We start from the raw sequence: 22,330 nt of genomic DNA on the forward strand, positions 1-22,330 counted from the left end.
GTCCAACGAACTCCGACGTTAGGCTACCCTCGCCGGGTTCGCGGAAAAGAATTGTTGACTTTCACCCGAATGAACCGCACATGAACCGGTCTGCGGCAATGCCCTGCGCTCGAATCCGGCCACGGGCGCGGCCCACGCCTCCTGACTGAGCGCTCGCCGATGGCGTACCGGTACGCAGCCGTTCAACATAATCAACACTCAGGTGATCCCTACATCTATGCCACTACAACGTCCCTTGGTGTACTACGGAGCGCTACCGCGCAGACCGGCGATTGGCGGCACGCTTCCGGCTGCCAGGCCTGCGACCGCGCTCGCGACCGGCCGGGATCGCCGGCTTTCCTGGTTCGCCGGCGCTGAAGGACCCAGGAGGAGCCGCAATGGAGCGCGCCGTATTCGATCTGCCTTTCCCTGCGGCCGAACTGCCCGTCTTGACCGAGGTCGCGCAGCGGCATCGTCGTTGGCTGGTGGACAGCGGTCTGCTGGCCAGCCCGGCCGCAATAGACCGCCTGATGTCCTGGTGCCCGCATCGGTGCGCGGCACATTTTCACCCGGACGCGCGCGGTCCTGAACTGTTGCTGGCGACCGACTTCTACGGCTGGATGATGGCAGCCGACGGGCAGTTCGACGGGCCGCTGGCCGACCGGCCGGATCACGTGCGTGAGCTCATTCAGCGCCACGTCGCCATTCTCGACGCCGATGGCCCGTCCCCGTTGTCTCCAGCGGAGCGAGCCTTCACCGACATCTGGGAGAGGTTGACCGAGGGAATGAGCTCGGCCTGGCAGGCCCGCGCCGCAGCGTGCTTCGCCCGATTTCTGCAAGGCTACATCGAGGAGGCTGCCAACCGCCGGGACCAAGCGACCCTGCTCCCCGATGGCTATCTTGATCTGCGCATCCGGACCGGGGCCACAGACATCATCATGATGCTGGCCGAGCGGATCGACGACTGCGAGCTCCCCTTGCGGGTGGCCCGCCATGAAACCGTCCGACAGCTTTGCCACCTCTCCGCTCAGGTGATCGATGTCGTTCAGGACGTGCTGTCCCTCGACAAGGAGGTCGCCGACGGCGACCTGCACAACATCGTCTTGGTCCTGTGCCGGCACCACGGCTGGGACACAGAGCGGGCGGTGGGCCACTGCCGGACGATGGTCCAGGACTGGACCGACTCGTTCGTCGTGCTGCAGAGCTCCCTTCCCACCGTGCGCGCTGAACTCCACCTCACCGACTCCGAATGGGCACGAGTGTGCCGGTATGCCGGAGCACTGCGAGCGTGCATGCGTGGCAATCACGACTGGTGCGGCGAGTCGCCGCGCTACGCACCTGACGCAGGTCAAGGCCGCCCATACGTCGGCTACTTGGAAGGTCTCGACCGCGCCTACGCACTACCCGAATCCGAACATCCTTAGGCAGGGCGCGCGATCAGCACAGACGAAACCGGTCGAGGCAGTGTTCCTGCCTCAACTCTGCGCACCGTCCAGACGGCTCACGCCAGGTCTCCGCGATCCCACTTCAGCCAACTTCCTGACAAAAAGCCTGCACAGGAAGGCGGGCGTTCAACACGTTCAACATTCCGGGGTGCTGAAATGGCTGCGCCATCGGCAGGCTCGACGATGTACTGGGGACTCACACCGCACTGGGCTGGAGGTGAGTTGTGGCCGATCGCGCGCTTCGGCGAGCCAAGATCACCGAGATGGTCGAATCCCGCTGGGGATTCTTACCCGATCAGGTCAGCGACACCGTGGTCGAACGCGATGAGGTGAGCGCGTACTACTCGGCGGCGATTCTCGTCTCCGACGCGATGGGCGTGCTTGATCAGGTCGAGATCGGCCGTTGACATGACTCAACTCGAACCACCACGCACGGCCGGGTCGGCTCGCGAAGCGCTGGCGTCCGGCAAGGCCACGATCGTCCCGGCGCTGCGGACGGCGGTGGACGCGTTGCCCGGTCCGGTCCGGCGTATCGCGGGGTACCACTTCGGGTGGTGGGACGAAGACGGCCGCCCGGCCAAGATCGGCGGGGGCGGCAAGGCGATCCGTCCCACGCTGACCCTGCTCTCGGCTGAAGCCGCCGGTTGCCGGCCCGCTGAGGCACTCCCTGCCGCCGTCGCGGTCGAGCTGGTGCACAACTTCTCGTTGCTGCACGACGACGTCATGGACTGCGACACCACCCGCCACCACCGGCGGACCGCGTGGAGCGTGTTCGGGGTCGGCGCCGCGATCCTCACCGGAGACGCCTTGCTGACGTTGGCCTTCGAAGTGCTGGCCGGGAGCAGGCACCCGGCCGCGCCCGCCGGGCTGAAGATGCTCGCCGCGGCTGTCCAGCAGCTGGTGCACGGACAAAGTGTCGACATGTCCTTCGAACACCGCTCAGTGGTGTCACCGGCCGAGTGCCTGCGCATGTCGGAGGACAAGACCGCCTCCCTGCTGGGCTGCGCCTGCGCACTCGGCGCCTCGTTCGGTGGAGCCACCGCCGAGAACATCGAGCGGATGCGGCAGTTCGGCAGCTGCCTTGGCCTGGCCTTCCAGCACGTGGACGACCTACTGGGGATCTGGGGTGAGCCGGACAAGACCGGCAAACCGGTGTACTCCGACCTGCAGAACCGCAAGAAGTCCCTACCGGTGGTCGCCGCGCTGAGTTCCGGTACGCCCGCTGGGCGGGAACTGGCCGACCTGTACGCGGGTGATGCACCCCTGTCCGCGAACGAGCTGGCGAGGGCCGCCGAGCTGATCGATCTGGCTGGTGGCCGAGCCTGGAGCGAGAAGCAGGCCGAGCGACTGCTGGCGCAAGCACTGCAAAGTTTATCGAGCGTGGCGTCGGCTCGGGGCGCGGTGACGAGAATGACCGCGCTCGCCCAGCTGGTCACGCAACGCGATCGCTGATACTTCCCAGGAGGACGCATGATCGACATCCGTGATCCTGCCTGGCAGGTCGCCTTCGGACCGCGGACGGTCCTGCTCGCCTCTCCGCGCTCGTTCTGTGCCGGGGTCGAACGTGCCATCGAGGTCGTCGAGAATCTCCTCCGGCTGCGGCCACCGCCCCTCTATGTGCGCAAGCAGATCGTGCACAACACCCACGTCGTGGCCGACCTGCGGACTCGAGGCGCGATCTTCGTCGACGAACTGGACGAGGTCCCCGCCGGCGCCACGGTGGTGTTCTCCGCACACGGGGTGTCCCCCGCGGTGCACGCGCAGGCCGCCGAACGAGGGCTGGAAGTGATCGACGCGACCTGTCCGCTGGTCGCCAAGGTGCACACCGAAGCGCGCCGGTTCGCCGCTCGCGGCGACACCGTGGTCCTGATCGGACACGCCGGACACGAGGAGGTCGAGGGCACCCTCGGACAGGCTCCCGGCAACACGGTCCTCGTACAGGACGTCGCCGATGTCGCACACCTGGACGTGCCGGACCCGGCCCGCGTGTCGTACCTGACCCAGACCACCCTGGCCGTCGGAGAGACCACCGAGATCATCGAAGCCCTGCGACGACGCTATCCCGCGTTGCGGAGCGCGGCGTCCGATGACATCTGCTACGCCACCACCAATCGGCAGGACGCGCTGAGCGCGATCACGGCGGAGGCGGACCTGGTACTCGTTGTCGGCTCGGCCAACTCGTCCAATTCGGTGCGGCTGGTGGAACTCGCCCATCAGCACGGCACCCCGGCTCACCTCATCGACGACGCCGGCGGCCTCCGCCCGCACTGGCTGGCGGAGACGAGGTGCGTCGCCGTCACCGCGGGCGCGTCCGCCCCGCAACAGCTGGTCGATGACGTCCTCGACGCACTGCGGTTGCTCGGTCCGGTCACGGTGGCCGAGCGGGAATCCACCCGCGAGACCGTGCGCTTCTCCCTGCCCGTGCCCGCGAGGCTCTCATGACCAGTCCCGTCGAGCACGCCGCGCGGATCCGCCACTTCCTGATCGAGAAGGTCTGCCACACCGGCGGTCACCTGGGTCCGAACCTCGGGGTGGTGGAGCTGACACTGGCCATGCACCGGGTCTTCGATCCCCACCACGACATCCTGCTCTTCGACACCGGGCACCAGGCCTACGTCCACAAGATCCTCACCGGCCGCGGCGACGGTTTCGACTCTCTGCGCCAGCCTGGTGGCCTGTCCGGGTATCCGTCGCGCGCGGAGTCTCCGTGCGACGTCGTCGAGAACTCCCACGCGTCCACCGCACTGTCCTATGCGGACGGTTTCGCGAAGGCGTTCGCCTTACGCGGCGACGATCGCCGGATCGTGGCGCTCGTCGGCGACGGCGCTCTGACCGGCGGCATGTCCTGGGAGGCGCTCAACAACATCGCCGCGGCCCCAGAGCGGCCGGTGATCATCATGCTCAACGACAACGGCCGCTCCTACGCCCCGACCGTCGGCGGGTTGGCCCAGCATCTGGCCCGGCTGTGCGACGCCACGCAAGGCAACCTCTTCGCCGACCTCGGGCTGACCTACCTCGGCCCGGTCGACGGCCACGACGTCGCGGCGGTGGAACACGCGTTGCGGCGCGCGGAGGCGATACGCCGCCCGGTCGTGGTGCACTGTGTCACCCGCAAGGGCAAGGGATATCCGCCCGCCGAGCAGGACGACGCGGACTGCCTGCACGCGGTCGGGGTCGTCGATCCCGAGACCGCTCTGCCCAGTTCCCCGGGTGCGGCGACGTGGACGTCGGTGTTCGGCGAGGAGATCACCTCGATCGGCGCCGAGCGCGACGACGTGGTGTGCGTGACCGCGGCGATGCTGCGCCCCTGCGGACTCGGCGAGTTCGCCGCGGCCTTCCCCGATCGGGTGTTCGACGTCGGCATCGCCGAACAGCACGCGGTCACCTCTGCCGCGGGCATGGCCTTCGGTGGGCTGCATCCGGTGGTCACGATCTATTCGACCTTCCTGAGCCGGGCCTTCGACCAGGTCCTGATGGACGTCGCGCTGCACCGGCTGCCCGTCACCTTCGTGCTGGATCGCGCCGGGATCACCGGACCCGACGGCGCCAGCCACCACGGCATGTGGGACGCCTCCGTGCTGCCGATCGTGCCGGGACTGCGGCTCGCCGCACCCCGCGACGCCACCCGGCTGCGGGATCTGTTGCGCGAAGCCGTCGACGTCACCGACACCCCGACCGCGATCCGCTACCCCAAGTCCGCCGCCGGGCCGGACATCCCGTCGCTGCGCCGCGTCGGCCACGGCGACGTTCTCCGCGAGGATCCGGGATCACGGGTGTTGCTGGTCGCGGTCGGCCCGCTGGCCGCGGCCTGCCTGGCCGCCGCCGACGAACTCGCCCAGCACGGCGTGCCGACCACCGTGTACGACCCACGCTGGATCGCTCCACTCGACCCGGCACTGCTCGCACTGGCGCGCGTCCACGACGTGGTCCTCGCCGTGGAGGACACCACCACGACCGGCGCTCTCGGCACCCGGATCGCCCAAGCCCTCACCACGACGGCCACCGCCGCCGAGCCGCCCCCGCGGGTCGCGGCTTTCGCCCTGCCGCCCGGATTCCTGTCACACGGCCCCCGAGACCAGATCTTGCGCGCCCACGGCCTCGACGCCGCAGGGATCGCGGCCACCATCCTCAAACGCCTCACCAACGCCACCGGTTCACCGCTGCCCGAGGAACGCCGATGACCTCCATCCTGCTGGGCACACCGGTCCCGGCGCCGCGTCGCCGGGCTTCCCGACCACTGATGATCGGTTCCGTGCCGGTCGGGGGCGACGCGGCCGTCTCCGTGCAGTCGATGACCACCACCCTCACCTCCGACATCGACGCCACGCTGCGGCAGATCGCCGAGCTCACCGCCGCGGGCTGCCAGATCGTGCGGGTCGCCGTCCCCTCACAGGACGACGCCGACGCGCTCCCGGTCATCGCGGCGAAGTCACAGATCCCGGTCATCGCGGACATCCACTTCCAACCGCGGTACGTCTTCGCCGCCATCGACGCGGGCTGCGCCGCGGTCCGGGTGAACCCCGGCAACATCAAGAAGTTCGACGACCGGGTCGCCGAGATCGCGGCCGCCGCCGCGGCCGCCGGGACACCCATCCGGATCGGCGTCAACGCCGGTTCGCTGGACCAGCGGCTGTTGGCCAAACACGGCAGCGCGACCCCGGAGGCACTGGTGGAGTCCGCGTTGTGGGAATGCTCCTTGTTCGAAGAACACGGATTCCGTGACCTGAAGATCTCGGTGAAACACCACGACCCGCTGGTGATGGTCTCGGCGTACCGGCTCCTCGCGCGCCGCTGCGACTACCCGCTGCACCTCGGCGTCACAGAAGCGGGACCACTGCTCCAGGGAACCGTCAAGTCCGCCGTCGCGTTCGGCATCCTGCTCAACGAAGGCATCGGCGACACCATCCGGGTGTCACTGTCCGCCCCACCGGTCGAGGAGGTCAAGGTCGGCGCCCAGATCCTCGAATCACTCGGTCTGCGCCCGCGCCGGCTGGAGATCGTGTCCTGCCCGTCCTGCGGTCGTGCCCAGGTGGACGTCTACACCCTCGCCGAAAAAGTCACCGCGGCCTTCGAGGACTTCCCGATCCCGTTGCGGGTCGCGGTCATGGGCTGCGTGGTCAACGGGCCCGGTGAAGCACGTGAAGCCGACCTCGGCGTCTCCTCCGGCAACGGCAAAGGCCAGATCTTCGTCCGCGGCGAAGTCGTCAAAACCGTTCCGGAAAGCGCCATCGTGGAAACCCTCCTCGAAGAGGCGTTGCGACTCACCGAGCACATGACCGCGGACGGGAAGTAGCCGTGTTCACCCTGCCCGAGTTCTCCACACCCAATCCCCCCCCAGCGCCACTGACGGGCTGGTTCCCAGCCGCAGACTGTCGCGTACTCGACACCGACCCGGCTTGAGTTCGGCCGACGCCGGAAATCCTCGCTGTGCTTGGTACTGAACGCTCACCACCAGGGTTCGGTGCACTTGGTGGTCCGCGGCTGATCACGCAACATGCCGCAGGCCCGGAATTGCCAGGTCGGCGAAGGGTCCGTCCGCTGCGCCGCGCTGGTCTTGGTGGCCTGCGCATGAGGGATCACGAACGGCCCGCATTGGATCCAGCTCAGGCCGCCGTTCTTCGTCCAGTCCATCCAGACCAGGTCGCCCGCCTGCGTGGCACCACGCGCGTGCGCCCACCCGCGCAGCCCTTGGACATAGCCCTTGTACAGGGTCACCGTCATGAGCCCGCCCACCACCATGACGCGGACCGGCTCGCCAGTGAGACCGTCGGGTATGTCCACGAAACCGTTCACCCCGCGCTCGCACTCCGCCGTGGATTCCGCGGTGATCGGTTCCGCCGACGCCGGTGCCGCGGCGGCGAACGAGGCCGTGAGGACCATGACGAAAATGACCAGCGATGTCTTCCATCGCATAGTTTCCCTCCCCAAAGTTGTTCCCTCAGAACGCCATTCACCCACTCCGCGAGCAGGCTTCGTCAGCGGAAAGAGGAAACGATCACCCGAAGAGCGGAAGATCGTTCTCACGGCGCGCTAACCGCACGCCGCGTGGCCGAACGCCGCCTGACAACAGCCTCACCGCCGACGGGGTCGGAGGACGGCAAGGTCGTCAAGAGACGCTCGAAGTAACCAACTCAGCTATTCGAGGACGTCTCCTGGCATCCGGCGTCAGTGTTCCGCGCTCCCGTCGGCAGCTCTACCCCGAGCCGCTGGGCGAAGGGGCGACCACGCCGGTCGTCAGGCATACATGCGGATCGACGACGGTTGAAGGAAGGTGTTCGAAATCTCGAACCGCGCCTTGTTCCCGAAGGTCGGGAGCACCGAGTTCGCGAACTGTGCGACGTCCTGGCGTTCGAACAGCGCGGTCTCCGCGGCCAGCCAGTCCGGGCAGCCCGCTGTCCCGACCTGGGTGGCCGCCTTGGCGACCAGCGCGTCGTACCGCGGATTGTCGATGTGCGCGAAGTTCGTGCCCTCTGGGGGACGGCTGCCGGACACGAACGGGATCAGCTGGCTCGGCAGATTCAGGCTGACCGGGGCCATCGAGATATCCCAGTCACCGGTGGCGAACAGCGTCTGGCTGGTCGCCGGGCTGTCCAGGCCCCTGAGCGTGACGTCGACGCCTGCCTCCTTCCAGCCCCGCTGCATCAGCTCGGCTGCCGGTGTCATGGTCGCGCCGATCTGCGTGCCGTAGATGGCGGTCAGTGCGAGGCGCTTGCCGTCCTTCATCCGGATGCCGTCCGGGCCCGGTTTCCAGCCTGCCGCTTCGAGCGCGGCCTTGGCCGCGGCGAGGTCGAAGCCGGGGATGTGCCCGGTGGCGGAGTCGCCGGTGCACGCCAGGGGTTCCATGGTGATCAAGCCCCGGACCGGGGCGCCTGCGTCCCGGGTCAGCACCTTGGCGACCGGGGCGAGGTCGAGTGCCTGCACCAGTGCGCGGCGCATCGCCTGGTCCGCGCCGAACCGGCCGGGCGCCTGGTTGAACCACAACTCGCCGAACGCCACGGTCATGTCGGCGTGGAACAACCCGCGCGCCCGCAGCCGCTGCTGGTCCGGCCCGATCACCTGGGCGGCGTTGAGTTCACCGGACAGCAGCAGGTTCGTCACGGTCGTCATGTTCGGGATGACCCGGATGACCACCTTGTCCGGCAAGCCCTTCTGCCCGGGATCGAAGGTCCCCGGACCCCAGTTGTAGTCCTTGCGCCGGGTCAGCGTGTAGTGGTCGTTCGGGACGATCTCGGACATGGTGAACATGCCGGTGCCGTTCTCGCCCTTGGCCAGCGTCTTGCGGTCGGCGAGACCCTTCGCGCAGACGATCGGGACGTTGCCGGTGTTGCGCAGCAGGAACGCGTCCGGTGCCCCGCTGGTGACCTTCACGGTGCCCGCCGCGTCGTCGGCGACCGCCTTCGTACCCACCTGCACGGTGTTGCCCGCGATCGGTGACTTGTTCGCCGGGTCGCCGATGAAGTTGATGTTCGCCGCGACGTCCGTCGCGGTGAGCGGGCTCCCGTCGGGACACGTGATGCCCTTGCGCAGGGTGAAGGACGCGGTGGTCGTGGTGGCCTCCCACTGTGCCGCGAGCCCGGCCTCGGGTTGCCCCTTGCCGTCCACGCCGAGCAACCCGTCATAGAGATAACGACCGATCTCGCCGGCGATCGAGAGCACGGTGAGCGCCGGGTCGAGCGTCCCCGGATCCGAAGCGACGGCGTAGGTGAAGGTCTTGCCGTCGGCCAGGTTCCGGTTCGCGGTCGGATCCGTCCCGGAAGGCGCCGGGGCCGCGCACGCGCTCACGGTCAAAGCCACCACTACTGCCGTCACGGCGGTGTGCCGAGCAGTTTTCATGGGAGTTCTCCTACGGTGTCGCGTTTTCGGCAAGGAGGTGATCGACTGCCAGCCGGGCGACGGCGCCGATGGACGCGTCGACTTCGGGAAGGCGATCGTCGAGGGAATGGGCGCGCGTGAACACCGCGACCGCGAACCGGCGGCCCTCGGGCAAGGTCAGCACTCCCGCCTCGTTGCGGATGCCCGGCAGGGTCCCGGTCTTCGCGGCTATCTGTACGTCTGAAGGGAATCCGGAGGACAGCCGATGCGGCCAGATCTGCTGGGCCATAATCGTCCGGACGCGTTCGCAGGCTTCGGGTTCGCCTGCCCGGTCGGTCCAGATCGCGTCGAGCAGTTCGGTCGTCTCGCGCGGCGTCGACGAGGTTTCCCTTTCCGGGTCGCACATCGACAGGTTCCGCACCTGTTCGTCGGTGGCTTCGGCCAGCAGGGCGTCGATCTCGGCGAGATCGGTCCCGCCGAGTTCGGCGATCCCGATCCGGAACGAGTCCTCGCACGAGCCGATCAGCCGGGTGCGGCTCAGCCCGAGATCCGCGACCGCCCGGCAGATCGTCTCCTGGCCGATCCGGTTCCAGATCAGGTCGGTCGCCGCGTTGTCGCTCATCGTGAGCATGAACCAGGCGAGGTCGCGCCAGGTCATCTCCACGTCGTCGGCGCAGCCCGCGGTGCCGATGCCGCCGATCCGGTACCGCGCGGTCACCTTCGTGTATTCGGTCTCGTCGAGCCGTCCGGCCACCACTTCCTTGGCATAGGCGAGCGCGATCGGGATCTTGAACACCGAGGCGAGGACCACCTGATCGTCGGCGCCGACCGACACCTCGGCCCCGTCCGGCACACCGATTTCCCTCGCGTGCAGCGACCCTTCGGCACCCGCGGCGGCGAACACGGCTTCGATCCGTTCGCGGATGTCGTTCATCGCGACACCCGCCGGTCCGCGCGTCCGGTGTGGAGGAACCGGGCCCGGCCGGTGCCGTCGTCGCCGACGAACTCGTGGGCCACGTAAGCGCCGGGGACTTCCGGAATGACGGCGACGAAGGTTTCACCGTGCCACGGCAGCAACTCCACCGTGCCCGAGGGCTCGTCGAGTTCGGCGAACTCCCCCTTCGGGGTGCGCCGCAGCCAGAGCCGGCCGCCCTCGGCGGTGACGACGGTGGAGACGACCCGGGACGAGTACTCCCCCACGTACCGGGAAAGATCGGCCGGGGCCAGTGCGGGATCCGGTTCGGGCAGCGGCGGGACCGTGATCCCGGCGAGTTCGCGCATCAGCTTGGCGGCGATCTCGTGGTAGACCTTCAGCGTCGCCCCTCCGTTGGTCAGCAACGCGAACGCGACGTCGCGCTCCAACGCGATCCGCAGGAAGGCCGACTGGCCGATCGTGCCGCCGTCGTGGCCGACCACCGTGCCGCCCTGCCAGCCGAAGTCCACCCAGCCGAGGCCCCAGTGTGTGCCCATGATGCCGAGATCCGGCACGGCGACCTGCCGTTCGCGCATCGCGCGCACCGATTCCGGCGACAGCACCTGGACACCGCTGTCGGCCTTACCCTCGTTCAAGTGCATGCGGGCGAAGGTCAGCAGATCGCGCGGGCGCATGACCAGCGTCGCACCGGCGGGTGCGTTGGAGCGGGCGAGCGACCAGACCTTCGTGGGCACCGGCTCGCCGCCCGATTCCGGCAGGATGTGACCGACCGCGGCGCGATGGCGGATGGCGTCCTCGGCCCCGCAGCCGGCATGGGTCAGGCCGAGCGGGCCGATCAGCCGTTCGCGCACGCAGTCGTCCCAGCACTTGCCTCGCAGCACCTCGACGATGCGGCCGAGCACGCAGAAGCCGGCGTTGCTGTAGGAGAACCGCTCGCCCGGCGGAAATAGCTGTGGGACGTCCGACAGCAGCGGGATGAGCTTCGCCACCGCGTCCTCGCCGGTCCCCGTGTCGGCGAAAACGTCGCCTTCGAACCCGCCGGTGTGACACGCCAGTTGCCGGACGGTGATCGTGGCCGCGGCGCGGGCGTCGGCGACCTGGAACTCGGGCAGGTAGTCGCGCACCGGACGGTCGAGGTCGACCAGGCCCTCGTCGACCAGCTGCATGATCAACGTGGTCGTCCAGATCTTGGTGATCGACCCGATCTGGAACACCGAGTCCGTTGTGGACTCCACCCCGGTGGCCGTGTTCACGACACCCGCCGCGTGCTCGACGATCTCGCCGTCGGCGAATACGGCGATCGCGGCACCGGGCACCTGGTGCTTGTCCAGCAAGAGGGAGAAGTTCTCCCGGAGCCAGGTATCGATCTCGGAAATTTTCGACATGCGCACCTCTTGTCCGGTGTGGATGGTCCGGCGTTGCGGGAATGCTAAGTCGCGGCGGGACGTCCCCTGTTCGTCCGAACCGAGGAGACCGGTGGGGAAAGTTCATCCGCACGGACAGGGGTGTCAGGCTTCTCCGGACCACTTGCCATGGAGCAGCAGATGCAGCTGCACCATCGCCGCGAACCGGTCCCGGGGGTCGTCGAGGTCGATTTCGCCTACCTCGGCCAGCCGGCGCAACCGGTAGCGGAAGGTGCTCGGATGCACATATGCCGCCGCCGACGCGGCGTTGATGTCCCCGAACGAATCCAGCCAGCACCGCAGCGTGTGCACGAACTGGGACTGGTGTTCCCGGTCGTAGGCCAGCAGCCTCGCGATCGGCCCGGTCGCGGCATCGCCGCGGGCCGCGGCAAGGTCCGCCAGCTCGAGCATCAGCGCGTCGACGTGCGCGTCCTCGGCCGTGATCACCCGCTTGGAGCCACCGTTGCCGAGCAGCACCCGCAACGCCCGGTCCGCCCCGCTGCGGGAGTCGTACAGGCCCGCACCCTCGAGTGCCGGCGGTCCCACGCCGATCGCCGCGGAGACCCGGTGCCCGATTCGTTCCAGGAAAGCGGTCGCGACGCGTACCGCGCGTTCCTGATGATCGCCGTGATTTCCGGGTACCGGCACGATTCCGTACGCGACCTCGCCGATGAGCGCGACCGCCGAGCGCGGCTGGACCGCGCTCAAGTGCATGGCGAGGGCATCGGCGACGCGTTGGCGTTCGGTGGCGAGCCAGGGGCCGTCGTCGGCCGGGTCGAGCAAACCCATCGCGAGCACGACGGCGGGTTGGCCCAGCAGGCCGAGGCGTGCGACGGCTTCCGGGGCCCGGCGCCCGCCTTCGAGCGCGGTGCTCACCAAATCGGCTCGCAGCCGACGTTCGACATCGGCTCCGGCCCGCAGCCGGAGCAGGTGCAATGCCACGATCTTCGAAGCTTCCGCCAGCGCCACCGCACGTTCTTCGCTCAGCGCGTGATCGACCACGGCCCAGATCGAGCCGAGCACCTCATCGCCCGCCCGGACGGCGACCACCACCCGGGGACGGTTCTCGCCATCCTCGTCGTCCGGATAGAAATAGACCGGACCCGTCTCGCGGTAGAGGCGGTCGAAGAAGCCGCTCCGCTCCAAGCCCCGGGTGTAGCGTTCCGGTACCTGGCGGCCGAGGATTGTTTCGACCCGCGGCGGATCGGTTTCGTCCTGACGGCCGGAAAAAGCGAGCACCCGCGAGTCACGGTCCTCGATGGTGATCGGCGCGTCGAGCAGCGCCGCGATCGCGTTGGCCAGCGCGAACAGATCGCCGGTCGGGATTCCGCCGAGTGCCTCCGGGGAGACGTCGCCGACGTCGCCCTCGGCCAGCAACGTGCGGAGCATCGCGGCCAGCTGCGTCCACGACGCCCTGCTCGCCAGCCCGATCAACGCCACCCCGGACGACGCGGCCGCCCGCGCCAGCTCGGCCGGAGCGGAGGTCGGCGAGCGCACGATCAGCGCGGACGCGCCGCGTTCGCCGACCTCGTGCAGCAGCTTCCCGATCTCACCGGGATCGCGCACCCCGACCCCGAGGACCACTGCTCGGTCGGGGAACTCGGCGTCGTCGTACGGGTCGTGGATCACCACGCCGCCGAGGTGGCGACGGGTGTCCCGGCCGACCGCGATCGGCTCGAGGAGCACGCCCCCGAGTGCTTCGATGACGCGGCTCAGACTCGTATGCGGTTTGCTCGGCACCGGTGTCCGCACTCCCGAAGGTAGGTCCGGCCTCGCCCGAACCGGCTGGTTCGACCGGACGGAATGGTATTCCGGACTTGACGCCCGGCGCGGTCTGCCAGATCGGCCGCGTCCTGGCAGGTCACCGCGGTTCGCCCCGCAGCGGCCTGCCCGGGCACGCGTCGGTGAGCACGGGTCGGGTCGAGATACGTGGCGGTGTCGGTGATGGTGGCCGGGTCGAGGACGACGATGTCCGCGGCCGCGACCTCGTCCAGCACCCGCGCGGGCAGATAGGAGCAACGGCGGAACGCTTCCAGCCAGGTCCAGGCGCCGGTTTCGCGCACCATCAGCCGAAGCGATTTCGAGAACGCCCCCGCCGTGCGCGGGTGGGTCGCCCCACCCGGCGGAAGCGGCCATCGGGTGCTCTCGCTGGTGCCGTCGGGCCAGTACGTCGGCATCGCGTCGCTCGCAACGAGCGAGTCGGGAAAGCGACCGGCCTGTGCAGCAGGGGCCGTTCTCCCGGATCTTGCTCGTCGAGCGACTCGAGAAGGCACGGCGCACCCGGCATCTCGGCCCGGACGTGCCGCAACCGCGCCTCGTCGGCGATCCGTTCGCCGGTCTCCAGAAGCACGACCCGCGAGGGGTCGAGGAAGAACGCACCAGCCGCGGTGCAGCCCGCCCCGTACGGATAGGCCTCCACCGTCACCCGCGATCCGGCGGAACGGCTCGATTCCAGCGCGGCGAGCACCCGGTCGACATGGCGTGCCGCCGTGCTGGTGACGTGGCAATGGTGCATCGCCGCGCCGGTCTCGCCGGTGGCGATCGCGACCTCCTCCGATCCGTCGACCGGTGTGTCCGGGTCGACGACACGACCGCCGCGCAAGAGCCTGCGCATACTTCCCCTCCTAGCCTCGCTGGTGACGACCCTAGGAGGATTCGGGGGCGGCCCGGTTCGTCACGCCGGATGAATCCCAGCGTGAACTTCCCTCCGGAAGCACTAACCCGGGGCTGGCTTGACGGATTACCGGACCTCGAACACCTTGCCGTTGGTGATGGCTGCCTAGCAGGAAGCCTGCTGTTTCCCTCGAATTTGAGGAAAGGGTGTCGGTGTGCACCTGGAAGGGCCGCAGCACGACCTTCCGCCAGTGCGCCTTGCGGTCCGCTTCGTCGAGCCTGATCTCGTCTGACACCGAAGTCGTCCCGTCATCGCCGGTGAAGTCGACGTTCTGGCCGACGCAGATACGCCAAGCATCGGGGCTGTGCTGAGAGCGGAGCCGGTACCAGGAGCCCGGGCCAGCAACCGAGACCCAGACCAACACCCATCGCACTACCCTGCAAGATGTTCCGCTCCGGCGCTGTCCCCTTCGGATCGCTGCGCCTGCACACCGCCTGCCCGCGCCCTCGCCCGCACCGCGAAGGCAACCGCGGCGCTTACCTGGAAGCTCCCCCGGCTCTCTGGAGAACTGCTGCCGTATGTGAATCAGGCGCCCGCCAGAATCACGATCGACCACGGCCAGGCGGACACCGCGTGGTGGAAACTCGTCAACGAGCTCTCCACTCTCGACCCCGCCTCGCCCGCCGAGGTTGCGACCGGCTCCGCCCAGACCTTCGGCGCGACGATCTTCGAGCTCCTGCACACCTCGGCCGCCATGTCGCTGCCCATCGCGGGCCGCCTGGACGCGGCCATGAGTGCTGCACCAGCCCCGACAGCGCCAATGAGGCGTACATGTAGCGCTACAGCCCACGTCGTGCCGCATTCAGGATCGCGGCATTCGAACCGTGCAGCGCGTCACGTGGGCGCGCTTCAGTCTGGCGCTGGCTACGGTCGTGGTCGCGGAAAGGGTCAGGTCGTGTCGTCGAGGGGCCAGATTTTGTCGAGCGGGGGGACGTGGTCATTGAGGATCCGCTTAAGCTCCGCCCCTTCTTCTTGCAGGGAGTGGCTGTGCTTTCGAAGCGAGTCGTGATCGCCCAACGAGCCGAGTGCGCGCGCTGCTGCGATGCGGACTTCGGCGCTCCTGTCGGATAGCGCCTGTATGAGCTTTTGATGAACTGGATGAGCGAGAATGTCCTTCACCGGCCCCGCATGGCGAAGGCGGCGCACGGCATTCGCCGCAGCCTCACGGACGCGCTGTGAGCGATCGTCGAGTCCGCGTGCGAGGGGATCGAGAGCGGCCAGGTCGGCCGTGTCGGCCAACCCGAGCATCGCCCCGAGCCGGACCGCAGCAAAGTGATGCTTGGCCAGCCGGGTGTAATCGCCGATCGCGTCCACGCTGCGAAGGCGTGAATAGCCGAACTGCCATGCCGTGGGCGAGGGATCACCCACAAAGATCTGCGCGAACCATGCAAGGATCTTCGCTCCCCGCTCCCGTGCCACCGCGGCCGGGCGGACGAAGTCCGGAAAGAAATCAAGACTTCGCCACGGGTCCCGTTCGATCAGCACCCTGCATGCCAGCACCATGACGTCGTGCTGTCCTGTGGCGGCCCGGATGACCGCGGTGAGACTCTCATCGAGCGTAGGACTGTCATCAGCCACCAGGCGACGAAAGTAACCGTCATCTGCCGGTTCACGACACAGCTCGGCGAAGATCGCTGCCGCCTCGGCATTCAATGAGCCTGGGCCGAACGTGTCGGTCATTATCCGAACCTCATTCCCCACAAACAACCCACGCCATACCCAGTATACTTAATCCATTTGATTCCTAGCATGCCCCACGAGTTCGCGACTGCGTTGGCTCTTTGTAGACATCTCCAGGAAAATACACGGTAGAAGAGGCTGGCCCTTGCCCGGGTCGCGTGGTAGCCGTTGCCGACGTACTGGAGGCCGCGGGCCATGCCGACGGCCCACCGGAGCATCAGGCTTTTGCTGGTGCGTTTGACCCATGGCCAGGCGGTGCGCTTTACCCAGGGTACGACCGTCGAGTTGATCCAGTGCCCGGCTCGTTTCATGTCGTTCATGAAGCCCCGGCCGATGCCGCCGAAGCAGCGGATCATGGATCGTGGTCCACGCGGCACGCACTGGCCGGTCAGGTCGGTCTCGTTGATGGGGTCGGCGTAGACGTAGTCGTAGTCGTTGGCGGATCCACCATCGACCGGGTCGACGGAGAGGAATCTGCCGAGTAGCGGGCTATAGGGCCGTGCGCCCATCTGGACGATGGACAGTGCGCCGGCGTGCTCGTAGGCGCGCTGATGGCGTCCGAGCCAGCCATAGTCCATCTGCCCAGGTTGGTTGTCCGGGACGGCGTCGGCATTGACGCTGCCCGTGGTGTCGAGCGGTTCCCCGAACGGGGTGTAGGCGCGCGAATCGCCGACCTGCTTGCCGGTGTCGTCGCAGGTCGCGATGATGTTTCCGCGGACGTCGGGAAGGTCCCAGGTCGCCGTCGGGTTCTCTGCGCCGTGACGGACGGTGTACAGCACGCCGCCGGGCAAGCTGATGCTCTGTGTCAGGAGCCGCTTGTCTGGGCTGAGTGCCAAGTCGGCGCTGTCCCCCTCGGCGGTGTAGGACAAGAGCACATTGGTCACGATGTCGCCCTGGGACGCGGCACGCTGCGTGACGCGGTCGGTGGCGTCCCGCACGTAGGCGACATCAGCGGCATCAGGACCGACAGTGCGGGCCGTGAGGTGGCGTTCGGTGCTGTCCCAGCCGAGGTAGGTGGTGGACCCGCCGGTGGTGAACTCGACGGTGTTGCCGTGGGAGTCGTATTTGATCCCGGTTGTGGCGTTGGCCCCGGTGGTGGCGAGGAGCCGGTCCGCTGCGTCGTAGCAGTACCCGGTTTCAGCCGTGCCCGCGGCGGTCTGGTCGAGCAGGCGGACACGGTTGGTGTTGACGCCGGCGTTGGCTTGCGTGCCAGTCGGGCAGGCCGCGGAGGGCGAGGTGAAATCGTAGGTGTAGTGGTGGCCGGGGACGTAGGCTTCCACGAGCCGGCCGGCGCTGTCGTAGCTGTAGTTTGGGCCATCGGGCCGAGCGTCGGTGCCGCCTTGTGATTCGTCGACGATGGTTCCAGCCCGTGTCCGGGTCACGTCGGACGTGATGGTGCGGCTATCGCTGGTTTTCCAGGTCAGGGAGCTGGTCTTCCCTGCTTGGTCCGCTCCGATCCCCGTCAGGCTGGCGCCGTTGGCGTAGGCCACGGTCGCCGCTTCTCCGGCGTTGTCGTAGGTCGCTGTGGCCAGGGTGACGGCGCCCAGTTTGACGGTGAGGAGGCGGCCTGCGTCGTCGTAGGTGTAGGCCGTGGTCTGCGGTGTGTCCGCGGGGTTCGGTGGTGTGACCGTCCGCTGGCCGATCCTGCCCGCCAGGTCGTAGGTGGTGCTGGTGCGGGTTCCGTGGACGTCGGTGTAGGAGATGACCCGGCCGAGCCGGTCGGTCTTGGTGGTGATGGTGCCGAGGTTGTCCGCGACCGTGGTCGTGAGCGGGTCACCTCCTGCGGCGTAGGTCGTGGTGACCGTGCGGGCGGCGGCTGCAGAGCTGTGCGGGGATGTCACGGCGATGACGCGGTCACGGGCGTCGTAGGTGGTGCAGATCCAGTCGCCGGCGACGGATTTGGCGATGACACGCCCTGAGGCGTCGTAGACGTCCTCGATGACGCGCAGGGTGCCGGTGGCCGGTGCTGCGGAGGTCAAGGATTTCGGCATGCCGCCCTGGTTCACCGCGGGGCTGCCTGGGACGCAGGGGTTGGATCGTGTCTCGGTGTCGCCGTAGTTGGTCGTTGTGGAGGCGACGGCTCCAGACGGCATGGTCTTGGCGGTTTGCCGGAGGTAGCCCGTTCCGGGTGTTTCGTAGCTGGTGCCCTCGGTGAGCTGGGTCCCACCGGTGCCGGTGGTGGTGCTGGTCGCCAGGCCGAAGACGGGGTCAAGACCGTTCTGGCCGTATTGGGTGGTGGTGACCTTGTCGGGGACGCCGTGGGATTCGCTGTTCGTGGTCGAGGTGGTGAGTCCGTAGCGGGGACGCAGCTGGCTGCCGGGTACGAGTTCCTGGACACCCGTGGGAGTGGTCCAGTTCAGGTCGAGCTTGGCGTAGCCGCCGTTGTCGTAGTAGTCGATCCGGATTTTCTTGATCTGTCCCGGCGAGTCGCTGCGGACGGTCGCTTCGCGCCACGCGGGGTTGCTGATCTGCCAGTAGTCCATGACCAGCTGGTCGTCGATCCACATGCGGATGCCGTCGTCGACGTAGGCGCGCAGCCGGTAGTCACCGGTCGCGGGGAATGCGATCTCGCCGGTGAGGCGGAGCGAGAAGACATCGGATGTGAGGCCAGGAGTCACCGCGGTGCCGTACTCCCAGGAGCTCTTGAGAGCGCCGGTCGCGTCCCCGATTCCCGTGGCGTACGCCTTGGGCGCACCAGTCAGCGACAAGTTGTCGTAGAACGCGCCGCCCAGTCCGCGCAGATTCTCGTCGTATCCGGTGTGAGTGTTGGGTACCGTGCTCGCGCATGCGGCGGTCGGTGTCTGGCCAGCGAAGCACGATGCCGGCGCCGGTCCGTACTTGTCTGTCGCCCTGTCGGCGTGGTCGTAGACCGTGGTCGACATCCGGCCTGCCGGATCGGTGCTCGTCAGCTGCAGGTCACGGGAGTTCCAAGTCTGGCTGCTGACCTTGCCGGTGGCGTCCGTGCTGGACAGCATCCGGTCGGCGTCGTCATAGGTGACCTTGCTGAAGAACCCGCTGGGCGGGGCGGTCCCGGCGAGGGTCACCTTGGTCGTCTTGGCGGCTGGGTCGTACTGGTAGCCATGTTCCGGTCGGGCCTGGTTCGGCATGGGGGCAGGGCTAACGATCTTGGTAACCCTCGGTTTGCCGGCGACCTGCTCGTAGGTGATCTCGCTGCGGTCGTCCGCAGGCTGCGTGCCGGGGTTGGCGGCGAGCCAGTCGACGACCAGCGGCGAACGGTGTCCCGCCATCAAGCCATCGGCGTTGTAGACGTAGTCGTTGTTCTCCGAACCGGGGTCCTCGATCCGGGCCAGGCGGCCCTGGGAGTACCACAGCCGGGTCTCGGTGCCGTCCCAGTAGCTCACACGACACAGCATCTGCGCGGGCGCGGTCGCATCAGCTCCCGCAGGAGGCGTGACGCCGCCGTAGCAGTCGTTCCCCGCCCGCGCGTAGTGCAGGATCTGGGAACGCTGCGATACGGGGTCCTTGATCTCCCGCAATCGAGACGGGGTTCCGTCGTAGACGTACTGCAGAATGGCGGGTTTGCGGCCGTCGAGAACAGTCGACTGGCTCTCGAGCTTGCCAGTCGAGCCGAAGACGAACACCGTGCCGGCCTCGGTCAAGGTGACTCGCCCAGCGGTGTCCAGGGCCAGGATCCCGTCCTCGTTCTCGGGCGCGGTGTAGCCGCCGGTGCTCTTCTTGGTCCAGGTGTGCTTCGCACCGGTGGCGTCCGTCAGGACGATGTTCTGGTCAGTGACCTTGGCTTCGGTGTAGCTGGCTCCGGCACCGGTCAGATCGGCCGACAGCGACCATCCTCGGGGCAGCGCCGGCAGATCATTGGTGTACAGCCACTCGGCAGGGACGATCTGGGGAGCGACCGTCGTGTTATCGGTCGTGCGGACGAACAGAGTCATCCGGGCGGCGCCCGTGGCCTCGGCGTTCTCGACCTTGATCGGCACCCGTTGACCGGCGCTGAGCGTGACGTTGGTGGACTGGGTCCAGTTCACGTCACTGGGGACACCGACGTCGTAGACCTTGGCGTTGTTGATCCAGACGACCGCGCCGTCGTCGTGCACACCGGCGAACTGGTAGGTGCCGGCCTTGGGCGCTTCGAAAAAGCCCTCCCAGCGCGTGACGAACCAATCCGCGGCCAGAGCAGGCGCGAACGGAGAGTCCGTGCGCCAGTCGACGTTGACCTGGGGTTCGGTGCGGACGAGTGTCGGCTGCTGGGCGTCGCTGATCAGACCGTTGTGGGACAGATCCGCGAAGTAGGACGCCTTGAGCCCTCGGCTATCTGTCTGTTGCGAGTTGTACGCGAAGGTGACACCTGCGGTACCCGCGACAGTCGTGAACGTCGGCGATTCCTGGGACGTGCTGAGGTTGCCGTTGGCGAGGTTGACGGAAAACGGGCCTGCGGTGTCGACCGGGGAGGGGCCGTGGTCACCGATGCGCTGGTCGACCTTCAGGTGACCGACCCATGTCGGTGTGATCGTGGTTCCACCGCTGGAGGTCATCGCCTGCCACGTATAGGCGACGCCGTCCTGCAGGACCCCCGCCGGAACGGTCCACGTCGGCGTCGGCAGGCAGCCGGATTCGACCACGACGCCGGATTTGGCGTCGGCGCCGGTCGCGATGCGGAAGCAGTACTTGACCGCGTCGCCGTCCGGGTCCGTCACCGGCTTGACCGACAAGGTCGGGGTGAGCGAGGTCGACACGGTGCCGTCGGCAGGGGCGACGAGCGTGGTGGCGGGTGCCGGGGAGCCGGTGTCGACGGTGAGTGTGGCGTTGAGGTTCTTGTAGGTCCAGGTTCCGGGGTTTTCGGCGCCGATCAGCATGAAGAACACGCTGCCGTCGCGGGCGTTGACCCGGTCGCGGATGAATCCGGTCAGGCCCTCGCCCACGAAGCTGCCGACGTCACCGACTAGGGCGCTGGTCATGTAGCCGCCGACACCGTTGAAGTTGAACGCGGACGCGTGGTGCAGGTTCGCGTTCCAGGTCTTCACCGACCCGACCACGCTCGTGTTGCGGGTCAGGTCCATGCGGGCACCGACGACGGTCTTGCCGAACAGCGGCGTGTAATCCACGTTGAACACGCTGCGGTTGTAGGTGTCGCCCTTAGCCTGGCTGTTGCCGATCCGCAGGCCACAGGCGTCGCAGTTCGTGCCGTCCGAACGGTACGAATGAGACTCCTTCACCCCGTAGGTGAAAGTCGGGTCCACATAGACCGGGTAGACGCGCTTGGGGTCGCGCAGCCAGTTCGCGTCGACGGCGACGGTCAGCCACCAATCCGCACCGGCCTGCTCCAGAGAGTAGGTGCCGCCGGTCATCGCCGGTGCGGTCTCGCCGTTGCCCGCGGAATCCCAGGTCTCGATCGGCGGCATCACGATCTTCGCCGCCCTGGCCTGATCGGCGAGGACGACGGTGCCGTTCTCCAGTTTCGGCGTCAGGCCACCGGTGTTGAGCTTGAACTTCCACGACGACCTGCCGTCAGCGGGCAGGCGCTTGAGCTTGATGGTCTCCTTGACCGCGCCCGGTGTGACCTCGTACTCCAGGTCCGTCCCGGCCGCGACCTCCGCATACGTGACGGAATCGCCCTTCACCGCGGCGGTCGAGCCCGCGGCCTTGTCCATCGCGAGGCTCGCGGTGTGCCCTCCGGACTCGACCTGCAGCACGGCGGTGTCGTCGGCCTTCGTCGCCAGCGACGGACTCAGCGGATGCTGATCCGCGTCCGCGCGCTTCGTCGCGGGATCGGTCGACAGAGTGGTCTGGACCGGCAGCCAGTTCCCGGCCGCGTCCTGCACATTCAGCGGCTCGTTCGACTGCCGCACCGACCGGGTTCCGTCAGGGTTCTCGTACTCGGTGACGAACATCGACCGCGACACCGGCTTCGACCGCTGCGGATCGAAATGACTGCCCGCACCGCCATCAAGCCGCGATCTGGCTCCGAAATCCGCTGTCGACGGAGCCGCCGGCTGCCCCGCGGGCGGAGCCGGTGATCCCAGAACCGCGACCTCACGAGGATCGATCGGCGCAGGAGCCGCTTCTGCTCGCGGCGGCCTCGACACAGCCTGCGCAGTGCTGATGAGCAAAATCGCGATCAGGGCAAGCGTCAAGCTCCTGACCCACCAGGTTCTTTCCACGGCACGACGCGGTCTGAACACAAGCAGTCCCCTCCCCAAGGCGGTCTTCCCGCCACCCGATCCCCGTCGCGGCATGTGGACGCCGCGGGCGAGGAGACGGCCGCTGGTGCGAGGAATTCGCACTGCAACGCCGACCGAACAGCCGGTTTAGACCAGCCGAGCCGTTTGATCGTCGCGACCACACGCAGTCGTTACACCACTACCTGAGGTGAACCTCACTCTTGCCAAACACTGACCGATACCGTAGGAGACTGATCACAGCCCTT

At 67.8% G+C, this 22,330-nt stretch carries 14 protein-coding genes and 1 pseudogene; 6 read left to right on the forward strand and 9 right to left on the reverse strand.

The features are described 5' to 3' along the window. Positions 1 to 377: 377 nt before the first annotated feature. The 6 genes from BLW75_RS07555 (at position 378) to ispG (ending at position 6,717) form a co-directional block, all read left to right on the forward strand. Positions 378 to 1,403 (forward strand): terpene synthase family protein, encoded by a 1,026-nt coding sequence (locus tag BLW75_RS07555; protein ID WP_034307159.1) that lies wholly within the window; start codon positions 378 to 380, stop codon positions 1,401 to 1,403. Positions 1,404 to 1,648: 245 nt separating this feature from the next. Beyond that, on the forward strand, positions 1,649 to 1,831 hold the full coding sequence (locus BLW75_RS07560; protein ID WP_034307162.1) for a hypothetical protein: 183 nt from the start codon (positions 1,649 to 1,651) through the stop codon (positions 1,829 to 1,831). 1 nt (position 1,832) lies between these two features. Continuing rightward, positions 1,833 to 2,876, forward strand: coding sequence for a family 2 encapsulin nanocompartment cargo protein polyprenyl transferase (locus BLW75_RS07565; RefSeq protein WP_034307164.1), 1,044 nt, complete (start codon positions 1,833 to 1,835; stop codon positions 2,874 to 2,876). 18 nt (positions 2,877 to 2,894) lie between these two features. Beyond that, on the forward strand, positions 2,895 to 3,866 hold the full coding sequence (gene ispH, locus BLW75_RS07570; RefSeq protein WP_091597059.1) for a 4-hydroxy-3-methylbut-2-enyl diphosphate reductase: 972 nt from the start codon (positions 2,895 to 2,897) through the stop codon (positions 3,864 to 3,866). Beyond that, positions 3,863 to 5,605 (forward strand): 1-deoxy-D-xylulose-5-phosphate synthase, encoded by a 1,743-nt coding sequence (locus BLW75_RS07575; protein WP_091597062.1) that lies wholly within the window; start codon positions 3,863 to 3,865, stop codon positions 5,603 to 5,605. The genes ispH and BLW75_RS07575 overlap by 4 nt, the downstream gene beginning before the upstream one ends. Continuing rightward, positions 5,602 to 6,717, forward strand: a complete 1,116-nt coding sequence (gene ispG / locus BLW75_RS07580; protein ID WP_034307166.1) for a flavodoxin-dependent (E)-4-hydroxy-3-methylbut-2-enyl-diphosphate synthase — start codon at positions 5,602 to 5,604, stop codon at positions 6,715 to 6,717. Before BLW75_RS07575 ends, ispG begins: the two co-directional genes overlap by 4 nt. 152 nt (positions 6,718 to 6,869) lie before the next feature. On the opposite strand, the gene BLW75_RS07585 is transcribed toward ispG, so the two are convergent. From BLW75_RS07585 to BLW75_RS07625, 9 genes and pseudogenes are all read right to left on the reverse strand, one after another. Beyond that, entirely contained in the window at positions 6,870 to 7,337 is a 468-nt protein-coding gene (locus BLW75_RS07585; RefSeq protein WP_091597064.1) for a hypothetical protein, read from the reverse strand. A 321-nt stretch (positions 7,338 to 7,658) separates the two neighbouring features. After that, a complete protein-coding gene (locus BLW75_RS07590) occupies positions 7,659 to 9,257 on the reverse strand; it encodes an ABC transporter substrate-binding protein (RefSeq protein WP_034307169.1) in 1,599 nt (532 codons plus the stop codon). A gap of 10 nt (positions 9,258 to 9,267) precedes the next feature. Further along, positions 9,268 to 10,170 (reverse strand): serine hydrolase, encoded by a 903-nt coding sequence (locus tag BLW75_RS07595; protein WP_034307172.1) that lies wholly within the window; start codon positions 10,168 to 10,170, stop codon positions 9,268 to 9,270. Continuing rightward, the gene (locus BLW75_RS07600) at positions 10,167 to 11,555 is read right to left on the reverse strand and encodes a serine hydrolase (RefSeq protein WP_034307174.1); all 1,389 of its coding nucleotides are present in this window, start codon (positions 11,553 to 11,555) and stop codon (positions 10,167 to 10,169) included. Before BLW75_RS07600 ends, BLW75_RS07595 begins: the two co-directional genes overlap by 4 nt. Positions 11,556 to 11,678: 123 nt before the next feature. Beyond that, entirely contained in the window at positions 11,679 to 13,313 is a 1,635-nt protein-coding gene (locus BLW75_RS07605; protein ID WP_241783336.1) for a PucR family transcriptional regulator, read from the reverse strand. A gap of 121 nt (positions 13,314 to 13,434) precedes the next feature. Then, positions 13,435 to 14,157, reverse strand: a pseudogene (locus BLW75_RS07610) (amidohydrolase family protein); the annotation flags it as partial. A gap of 615 nt (positions 14,158 to 14,772) precedes the next feature. Next, positions 14,773 to 14,979: a hypothetical protein gene (locus BLW75_RS07615; protein ID WP_034307180.1), complete on the reverse strand. Its 207-nt coding sequence runs from the start codon at positions 14,977 to 14,979 to the stop codon at positions 14,773 to 14,775. A gap of 156 nt (positions 14,980 to 15,135) precedes the next feature. Beyond that, on the reverse strand, positions 15,136 to 15,927 hold the full coding sequence (locus BLW75_RS07620; RefSeq protein ID WP_034307182.1) for a HEAT repeat domain-containing protein: 792 nt from the start codon (positions 15,925 to 15,927) through the stop codon (positions 15,136 to 15,138). Beyond that, the gene (locus BLW75_RS07625; RefSeq protein ID WP_091597067.1) at positions 15,927 to 21,794 is read right to left on the reverse strand and encodes a PA14 domain-containing protein; all 5,868 of its coding nucleotides are present in this window, start codon (positions 21,792 to 21,794) and stop codon (positions 15,927 to 15,929) included. Before BLW75_RS07625 ends, BLW75_RS07620 begins: the two co-directional genes overlap by 1 nt. Positions 21,795 to 22,330 lie beyond the last annotated feature (536 nt).

The sequence above is a fragment of the Amycolatopsis lurida genome, from assembly GCF_900105055.1.
GTDB lineage: Bacteria > Actinomycetota > Actinomycetes > Mycobacteriales > Pseudonocardiaceae > Amycolatopsis > Amycolatopsis lurida.